The organism is Aeromicrobium sp., from assembly GCF_036676885.1.
Classification (GTDB): domain Bacteria; phylum Actinomycetota; class Actinomycetes; order Propionibacteriales; family Nocardioidaceae; genus Aeromicrobium.
Genome location: NZ_JAKFCB010000299.1, coordinates 1 through 8,972, shown reverse-complemented (window position 1 = coordinate 8,972; position 8,972 = coordinate 1). Strand labels below are relative to the sequence as shown.

Genomic DNA, 8,972 nt, shown 5'->3' with positions numbered 1-8,972 from the left:
CCTTTGCCTTCATCGCCCCACTGGGCTCCGACGATCACGACTGCGGGCATGGGTATGCACCCCTCACACATGCGACAAGCCCCGTTCTCGCGGGGCTCTTACCGAGACAGTCTAGCCGAAATCGTCGGTGCGGGCTTGGGTCAAAGGGCCTGACGTGCCCGGTATGCCGCGACAGCCGCGCGATTGCTGCAGGTTGTGCTGCAGAACCGGCGCGACCGGTTGCGCGAGAGGTCGAGGACGACCCCCTCGCAGTCGGCGTCCGCGCAGATGTCGAGACGCGACAGCTCGTCCGCACGGATCACGTCGATCATGGCCATGGCGGTCTCGACCAGCATGCGTACGTCAAGCGGGCGGTCGTCCTCGACGGCGTGCAGGTGCCAGTCGGTGTCGCCGTGCCGGACGAGCTGCGGGAGCGCCTCGGCCTCGGCCAGGATCTGGTTGACGATCTCGACGGCCTCGTCGCGCGAGCTCGTCAGCAGCTCGCGCAGGCGCGGCCTGATCGCATGCACCGCGTCGAGCTCGGCCTGGTCGCCGACCAGCCGCCCGGTGTAGCCGTGCTCGACGAAGAACGCCGCCAGCTCGTCCGTCGTCGTCATCGTCTCCGGCGGCTCGGCGGAGTTCACGAGGACGACCGCGGCCACCAGGGCTCCCTCCGTGTCATCAGTGAAGACCATGTTGACACCTTACATCGCCCGGCAGTAGTGTCACATGTCATGGCCACGTTGACTCATGACATCCCGAAGGCGCCACCCTCACGGCGGCTCTCCGGCCTCGGGCTCGCCGTGCTGTCCGCGGCCTCGTTCGCCCTCTCCGGCCCACTGGCCAAGGCGCTGATCGACTCCGGCTGGACCGCCGGCTCCGCCGTCATGGCCCGCATCCTGATCGCCGCCGCCGTGCTGATCGTCCCCGCGCTGATCGCCCTGCGGGGACGCTGGTTCCTGCTGCGCCGCAACGCCGGCCTCATCACGGCATACGGGCTCATCGCCGTCGCCGGGTGCCAGCTGGCGTACTTCAACGCCGTCGACCACATGCAGGTCGGCGTCGCGATCCTGATCGAGTTCACGTCGCCGGTCGCCGTGATCGGCTGGCTGTGGTTCCGCCACGGCCAGCGTCCCAGCCGGCTGACGGTCGGCGGCGCACTGCTTGCGATCGCCGGGCTTGCGCTGGTCCTGGACCTGATCTCGGGCGCGGACGTCGACCCGATCGGCGTCCTGTGGGCGCTCGGCGCGATGGCCGGCGCCGCGTTCTACTGGATCATCTCCGCTGACGAGGACAACGGCCTGCCGGGCATCGTGCTCGCGGCCGGCGGCCTCCTGCTCGGCGGCGTGGCGCTGCTGGTCGCCGGGCTGGTCGGCATCGTCCCGCTCGCGACCTCGCGGACAGATGTCGTCCTCGCCGGATCCGATCTGCCGTGGTGGGTGCCGGTGCTCGCGCTCGGCGTCGTGACGGCAGGCCTGGCGTACGTCCTGGGGATCGCCGCGACCCGCCGGCTCGGGTCCCGGCTGGCGGCCTTCGTCGGGCTGACCGAGGCGGTTGCCAGCGTCCTGTTCGCCTGGCTGCTGCTCGACCAGGCCCCGGCTGCCGTGCAGTTCGCCGGCGGCGCCCTGATCCTGCTCGGCGTCATCGCCGTGAGACTCGGCGAACCCACGACTCAGCACGCCTCGGAGGCGGTTGCGCCGTAGGCTGGCGGCCTGATGACCTCCCTCCTCGCGATCGCCAATGCCGACGCCGGCACCGCCGATGAGGAGGCCATCGGCAACGTCGTCGCCGCGCTGCACGAGTTCGACGTCGAGCTCGTCACGACCTCGTCGCCGCAGGACCTCGCCGAAGCCCTCGACACCCATCGATCGGTCGACGGCGTGGTGGTGCTCGGCGGCGACGGCAGCCTGCACGCCGTCGTCGACGCCCTGCGGACGGCCGGACGCCTCGCCGACACCGTCATCGGACTCGTGCCCCTGGGCACCGGCAACGACTTCGCCACGGCCCTCGGCCTGCCGGACGACCCGGTCGAGGCCGCCCAGGTCATCGCGGCGGGCTGTACCCGCAGGATCGACCTGATCATCGACGACCAGGACGGCGTCGTCGTCAACGCCGCACACATCGGGATCGGTGCCGAGGCGGCCAAGGCGGCCCGACCCTGGAAGAAGGCCCTGGGGCCGCTCGGGTATGTCGTCGGCGCGGTGCTCACGGGCGTACGCGGGCTGACCACGCCGGGCGCTCGCCTCGAGATCACCGTGGACGGCGAGGAGCTGCCCCGCAAGGAACCGGTGATCCAGGTGGCGGTCGGCAACGGCTGCTTCGTCGGCGGTGGGACGCCGCTGCTCCCGGACGCCGATCCGTCGGACGGCGAGCTGGACGTGGCCGTGTCCTACACCGAGTCACCGCGGCGCCGCATCGCGTACGCCTGGCACGTCCGGCGCGGCGACCACCATCGTCGCGACGACGTCGTCTACCTCCGCGGTGCCACGGTCTCCGTGCGTGGCGAGAAGCTCGCCTGCACCAGCGACGGCGAGCTCACCGGGCCGAGGAGCGAGCACTCCTGGCGCATCGAGCCCGCCGCGCTGGCGATGTTCGTGCCTTAGCCCTTCGGGCTACTCGGCCTGTCGCTCAGCCCTTCGGGCTACTCGTCCTGTCGCTCAGCCCTTCGGGCTACTCGTCCTGTCGCTCAGCCCTTCGGGCTGACGAGCTCCGCGTACGCCTCGGGGCTCGACTCGTGGAGGAACTCGCGGCAGCGATGCGCCTCGCCGTCGTCGCCGAACCGCTCGGAGGCATCTGCGAGAGCCACCAGCGAGCGGAGGAACGCGCGGTTGGGCTCGTGGTTCCACGGCAACGGGCCGTGGCCCTTCCACCCGTTGCGCCGCAGCAGGTCGAGCGAGCGGTGGTAGCCGGTCCGCGCAAAGGCGTACGCCTCGAGGTCCAGGCCGTCCGCGAGGGCCAGCTCGGCGAGCGTGACCCAGGCGAGCGCCGAGTCCGGATGGCTGGCGGCGACGTTCTTGGGGTCGTCACCCTCGGCCAGGGACGCTGCGCCCGGGTCTTCGGGCAGCAGGGTTGCGGGCGGTTCACCGAACAAGTTGGTCATGCCCGCACCCTACGGCCTGCGCTCAACACGCGACGCAGTCCTCCAGCTCACGCTCGGCCACGACGGGAGCGAGCTCCGGGACGGGGCGACGGATGCCCACCACCGCAAGGGTGCTGAGCAGCCCGACCACGGTCAGCCCGACGACGACCTGGATCGCCGTGGTCATGCCGGGGAGCAGGGTGTCGGGCTTGGCCGCGACCTCGCCCGCACCGATCACGGCCGAGATCACCGCGAGCATCACCGCGCCGCCGATCTGGATGCTGGTGTTGACCAGGCCGGAGGCCAGGCCCTGCTCGTGGTCGGCGACGCCGGAGGTGGCCTGCGCGTTGATCGACGGGAAGCACAGCGCGAAGCCGAGCCCCAGCAGCAACATCGTCGGCAGCAGGAAGTTGACGTACGCCATGCCGGGCGTGACCCGGAGGAACAAGGCGTACCCGAGGGCGAACGATGCGAGCCCGGCGGCGATCACCAGCCGCGTGTCGAAGCGCTGGAGGACCGAGCCCATCTTGACCACGCTCAGGACCACCAGGATGCCGGCCGGCAGGAAGCCCAGTGCCATGGCGAGCGGCGACCAGCCGAGGGCGTTCTGCAGGTAGAGCGTCACGACGAACTGGAACGACACGTACGCACCGAACATCACGGCACCGGCGAGGTTGGCGTGCACGACGCGGGCCGAACGCAGGATCCCCAGGCGTACGAGGGGGTGGTCGTGCCGGAGCTCCACCGTGACGAACGCCGCGGCGAGCAGGACGCTCGTGGCCAGGAGACCCACCGTCGCGAAGCTGGTCCAGCCACGGGCCGGCGCCTCGACGACGGCGTAGACCAGGATCAGCAGCGAGGCGGTGCTGGTGAACGCGCCGAGCAGGTCGAAGTGCTTGAGTGACGAGACCTGGCGCTCGGCGCGCGGGACGACCTTGAGGCCCGCGAACAGCAGGAGCAGCGCCGCCGGGCCAGGCAGCAGGAACGTCATGCGCCAGCCGAGCTCGGTGAGCAAGCCGCCGAACACCAGGCCCATCGAGAACCCGCTCGCACCGCAGACCGTGTAGATGCTGAGGGCGCGGTTGCGCGCAGGGCCTTCGGCGAACGTCGTCGTGATGATCGACAGGCCGGCCGGCACCGTGAACGCCGCGGCGACGCCCTTGACGAAGCGCAGGGCGATCAGCGCCAGGTCATTGCTGAGGAAGGCGCTGACGACCGAGGCGATGCCGAACGCGCCGACGGCGAAGAGGAACACCGATCGCCGCCCGAGAAGATCAGCAGACCGGCCGCCCAGCAGGAGCAGCCCGCCGTAGCCGAGGACGTAGCCGGACACAATCCACTGCAGGGCGGCCGGCGTCATGTCCAGGTCCTCGCCGATCGACGGGAGGGCGACGCCCACCATCGAGATGTCGAGGCCGTCGAGGAAGAGCGCACCGGCGAGGACGACGAGCAGCAGCCAGGTGCGGCCGGACCACCCGGTTCCCTCGGTGACATGGAGATCTGTGGAGTCAGGCTTGGTGCCTGTGAGGACTGAGGTCATGTCAGCCAGTCTCATGCACTTGCATTTAATGCGCAAGCAACTAATGCATGAACATCTTATGCGTACGCAGTGATATGCTTCACAGGTGTCAAAGGTGTCCGATGAGAAGCTCGCCGCGTCATGGCATGAGCTGATGGGTCGCTACAACCAGCTGACCTGCCGCCTCGACCGTGAGCTCGGCGCGCAGCACGACCTGAGCTCGAGCGAGTTCGAGGTCCTGCAGCTGCTGCACGCCGCCAAGCCCGACGGCAAGGTACGCATGTCCGTGCTCGCCGAGCACGCCCATCTCAGCCAGAGCGCGCTGTCCCGCCTGGTGAGCCGGCTCGAGAAGGACGGCCTCGTGTGCCGCAACACGTGCTCGGACGACCGTCGCGCACAGTGGACCGAGATCACCCCGGCGGGACGGGAACGCTACGAAGCCGCCCGTCCGACGCATCGCAAGATCCTCCGCGAGGAAGCCGGCGACTGCGCCCAGCTCGCGGCCGGCGTGCTCCTGCCCGCCGACCGCTGACCTCACGTCAGGTTTGGCGGTTTACCAGGAGAACCTGGTAATCAGCCACTCCCCCGGGCAAATTCACCTGGAGAAGTGGCTGGTTGCCCGGCGAAGTCAGACGAACAGAGGAATGTACGTCGCATTGCGGGTATAGAGCCGCTTGGACTGCTCGAGGCCCAGCATGATGTCGCGGGCCGTTCGACCACGGCGCTTCTCGTCCAGGCCCGCCCATGTCCACCGCGACATGCCGAGCATGAGAGAGCGAACAAGGTCTTCACGCTTCTTCTCCTCGGTGATTGCCAGCCCGGGATCGTTCGCGTACGAGTTGAGTCGGCCGTACTTGAACAAGCCGTCGAACTCTCCGGTGTGGCGATAGAGGAGCCAGGCGAAATCCGAGCGAGCCACATGCCGACCGTCCTCCGTGCGAATGATGACCTGCATCTCCGGCCTCGGGACGCCTTCTCGCCAGAACATGAACAGCGACCTCGACTCCCCGACCGACTCACTGCGCCCGTCAGCGAGCCTGATCGCAATCCTTGCGTGTCGGCTGCCGGGCCACCGCTCCCAGGTCGCACCCAGCTGCTCCAACTCCTCGCGCGCGACCTTCCCGTCATGCATCATCGCGCCCATCGTCACCATCCCGGACTCGGTCGACGACCGGCACGCCGATTCGAACGCCGCGCGGGCGGGCGCCACCACCAGTCGGCCATCGACCTCGACGAGATCGTCCTCCGTCGTGTCGCCGACGTGGAAGACGACGCCCGCCTCCTTGCGGCCGTGCCGACCGCTGAGCTGAGTCACGTGGACGATGTCCAGATCGACCCCGAAGGATTGCGGCGTGTGGACAAGCGCCGCCGAGTGGTGGCTGAGCGCGACGCCGGGGCCCAGCTTGTCGAGGACCGAGTATGCAATCAGGACGTGCTTGGCTTCGGGACTGAGCGGCGTGACCAAGGACGTCGGTGCATACGTCCCGTGACGTAGCCGGGTGAGGTGACCGGCCCGCACCGCCGCACGGATGTCTCGGTCCCTCAGGCCGTAGTCGATGAGATCGTGCCGGAACACGTACCCTCCACGATGCGCCGCCAAGGCCAAGAAGACATCTTCCATGCCATCAGATTCGTGAACTCCGCGTCCCGACGACATGGCCACCGGCCTGGGGTGTGGACGACGCATCCCGCCGCATCGCCCTGTGGAGGACACGACTCCCCCGGGATTCCCGCCACATCTCCGGGCAAATTTGCATGAAGAAGTGGCGGTTTACCAGGTTCTCCTGGTAAACCGCCACCCCGGCGAGGCTCAGAGCTTGGTGCCGGCGCTCCGCAGGTTGGCGCATGCCTCGGCGACGCGCGACGCCATGCCGGCCTCGGCAGCCTTGCCCCAGGCGCGCGGGTCGTACGCCTTCTTGTTGCCGACCTCGCCGTCGATCTTGAGGACGCCGTCGTAGTTGGTGAACATGTGGCTGACGACGGGACGCGTGAAGGCGTACTGCGTGTCGGTGTCGACGTTCATCTTGACGACGCCGTAGTCGACCGCCGCCGAGATCTCCTCGGGCAGCGAGCCGGACCCGCCGTGGAAGACCAGGTCGAACGGGTGGTCCTTGCCGTACTTCTCGCCGACGACCTGCTGCGCCGTCTCCAGCACCTCGGGACGGAGCTTGACGCCACCGGGCTTGTAGACGCCGTGCACGTTGCCGAACGTGAGCGCGGTCAGGTAGCGACCGTTCTCGCCGAGGCCGAGGGCTTCGGCCGTGGCCAGCGCGTCCTCGGGCGTGGAGTAGAGCTTGTCGTCGATCGCACCGACGATGCCGTCCTCCTCACCACCGACGACGCCGATCTCGACCTCGAGGATGATGCCGGCGGCGTGGCAGCGAGCCAGCAGCTCCTTCGCGATCTCGAGGTTCTCGTCGAGCGGCACGGCCGAGCCGTCCCACATGTGCGACTGGAAATAGGGCAGGCCGCCGGACTTGACCCGCTCCTCCGACGCCGCGAGCAGCGGACGTACGAAGCCGTCGAGCTTGTCCTTGGGGCAGTGGTCGGTGTGCAGGGCGACGTTGACGGGGTAGTTCTTGGCGACCTCTTCGGCGTACGCGGCGAACGCCAGCGAGCCGCTGACCATGTTCTTGACCGTCGGGCCGGACCAGTAGTCGGCGCCGCCGGTCGAGACCTGGACGATGCCGTCGCTCTCGGCCTCGGCGAAGCCGGCCAGGGCCGCGTTGAGCGTCTGCGAGGAGGAGACGTTGATGGCCGGGAACGCGAAGGACTCGCGCTTGGCCTTGTCGAGCATCTCGGCGTAGACCTCGGGTGTGGCGACGGGCATGCGGATCTCCTGAAATCGCGGGCGGGGGTTGCGAAGTCAGTATTCCAGTTGGTGGTCGCTACCCGCGAGTCAGTTGCCGAGCGCCTTGACCGCAGCGCGGGCGGCGACCTGGATCGGGCTCCACACGGACGAGAACGGTGGGGCGTACGCCAGGTCGAGCATCACGACCTCGTCGATCGTCAGGCCGGCAGCCAGGGCGGTCGCCGCGACGTCGATCCGCAACGCCGAGTCCTCGGCGCCGACGATCTGAGCGCCGAGCAATCGCCTCGTCGACCGGTCGGCGACCATCACGACCGTCATGGTGCCGGGGTCGGGCATGTAGCCGGCGAAGTTCGTCGTCTCGATGCTGACCGTCACGGGGTCGAATCCGGCGTCGACCGCCAACCGTTCCCCGAGCCCCGTGCGCGAGATCTCCAGCGCGCAGAACTTCGTGATCGCCGTACGTACGACGCCGGGAAAGCTGATCCGCGGAGTCTCCCCCAACATCTGGGCGGCGATGCTGTCCGCGGCGACCATTCCTTGCTTGTTGGCGTGGGTGCCGAGCGGTACGTGGATCAGGTCGCCGGTGACCCGGTCCTTGGCCACGACGCAGTCACCGGCCGCCCAGATGTCGTCGAACCCGACCACGCGCTGATGATCGTCGACGACGATGCCGCCCTTGGCGCCGAGCGGCAGGCCTGCACCCGCGGCCAGGGCTGAACGAGCGGTGACGCCGAGCCCGAGGACGACGAGGTCGGCATCGATCGAGTCATCCTTCGTCATCACCGCGCACACACGGCCCGAGTCGTCGAGCGTGAAACCCGTGACGGCGGTGTCGGAGAGCAGCCGGATGCCGTGCTTGCGCATCGCAGCAGCGACCTGCTCGCCGAGCTGCGGCTCGATGATCGACAGCGGTGTCCTCGACCGGTCGATGACCGTCGTGTCGAAGCCGCGCGCCACGCATGCCTCGGCTATCTCCAGGCCGACGTATCCGGACCCGACGACCACGACCTTCCTCGGCTTCTCCGCGAGCCCGTCGATCAGCGCCTGGCCGTCGTCGAGGGTCTGCACGCCGTAGATCCCGGCGCCGTCGATCCCCGGCAGGTCGGGGCGTACGGGCTCAGCACCCGTCGCGATGACCAGCCGGTCGTACGTCAGGTCGTCCGCGCCGTTCACCGACACGGTACGAGCGCCCGGGTCGATCGCGGTCGCCTCGACCCCCATCCGCACGTCGATGCCGTTCGCGCGGTGCTCGTCGACGCTGCGCGCGACGAGCGCCTCGGCCGACTCGACCTCACCGGAGATCCAGTAGGGAATGCCGCACGCCGAGTACGAGGTCCAACTCCCGCGCTCCAGCACGACGACCTCGTCGTCTTTCGGCAGCCTGCGACGCAGTGCGGACGCCACGGTCATACCGGCCGCGTCCCCTCCGATGACCACGACGCGAGAGCTCATGTCCCGAGCCTAGAGCGACTTCTCGAACCAGTGGTCGGGATAGGGGTTGTCGTTGTAGCGCGGTATCTCGACATATCCCGCGGCACGGTACATCGCCAGAGCCTCGACCAACGAGCTGTTGGTGTCGAGGC

The 8,972-nt window shown here is 68.8% G+C and carries 9 protein-coding genes; 3 read left to right on the top strand and 6 right to left on the bottom strand.

Features of this window, described 5'->3' with window-relative positions:
• Positions 1 to 140: 140 nt before the first annotated feature.
• Complete coding sequence (locus V6M46_RS13605) at positions 141 to 674, bottom strand: CGNR zinc finger domain-containing protein (protein ID WP_332666066.1); 534 nt, start codon at positions 672 to 674, stop codon at positions 141 to 143.
• Between the two features lie 39 nt (positions 675 to 713).
• Here V6M46_RS13605 and V6M46_RS13600 point away from each other — a divergent pair, with 39 nt between their 5' ends.
• The gene (locus V6M46_RS13600) at positions 714 to 1,682 is read left to right on the top strand and encodes an EamA family transporter (protein WP_332666064.1); all 969 of its coding nucleotides are present in this window, start codon (positions 714 to 716) and stop codon (positions 1,680 to 1,682) included.
• 12 nt (positions 1,683 to 1,694) lie between these two features.
• Complete coding sequence (locus tag V6M46_RS13595; RefSeq protein ID WP_332666062.1) at positions 1,695 to 2,582, top strand: diacylglycerol/lipid kinase family protein; 888 nt, start codon at positions 1,695 to 1,697, stop codon at positions 2,580 to 2,582.
• 83 nt (positions 2,583 to 2,665) lie between these two features.
• Here the strand turns inward: V6M46_RS13595 and V6M46_RS13590 are convergent, their stop codons facing one another.
• Entirely contained in the window at positions 2,666 to 3,079 is a 414-nt protein-coding gene (locus V6M46_RS13590; protein WP_332666060.1) for a DUF3151 domain-containing protein, read from the bottom strand.
• Positions 3,080 to 3,101: 22 nt separating this feature from the next.
• Positions 3,102 to 4,598, bottom strand: coding sequence for an MFS transporter (locus V6M46_RS13585; protein WP_332666058.1), 1,497 nt, complete (start codon positions 4,596 to 4,598; stop codon positions 3,102 to 3,104).
• A gap of 94 nt (positions 4,599 to 4,692) precedes the next feature.
• On the opposite strand from V6M46_RS13585, the gene V6M46_RS13580 reads away from it, so the two are divergent.
• Entirely contained in the window at positions 4,693 to 5,109 is a 417-nt protein-coding gene (locus tag V6M46_RS13580; RefSeq protein WP_332666057.1) for a MarR family winged helix-turn-helix transcriptional regulator, read from the top strand.
• Between the two features lie 96 nt (positions 5,110 to 5,205).
• On the opposite strand, the gene V6M46_RS13575 is transcribed toward V6M46_RS13580, so the two are convergent.
• The 3 genes from V6M46_RS13575 to V6M46_RS13565 all read right to left on the bottom strand — a co-directional run bounded on the left by V6M46_RS13575 (position 5,206) and on the right by V6M46_RS13565 (position 8,841).
• Positions 5,206 to 6,240, bottom strand: coding sequence for a type IV toxin-antitoxin system AbiEi family antitoxin domain-containing protein (locus tag V6M46_RS13575; protein WP_332666056.1), 1,035 nt, complete (start codon positions 6,238 to 6,240; stop codon positions 5,206 to 5,208).
• 147 nt (positions 6,241 to 6,387) lie between these two features.
• The gene (gene fbaA / locus V6M46_RS13570; RefSeq protein WP_332666068.1) at positions 6,388 to 7,413 is read right to left on the bottom strand and encodes a class II fructose-bisphosphate aldolase; all 1,026 of its coding nucleotides are present in this window, start codon (positions 7,411 to 7,413) and stop codon (positions 6,388 to 6,390) included.
• Positions 7,414 to 7,476: 63 nt separating this feature from the next.
• Entirely contained in the window at positions 7,477 to 8,841 is a 1,365-nt protein-coding gene (locus V6M46_RS13565) for an FAD-dependent oxidoreductase (protein WP_332666054.1), read from the bottom strand.
• Between the last annotated feature and the right edge of the window lie 131 nt (positions 8,842 to 8,972).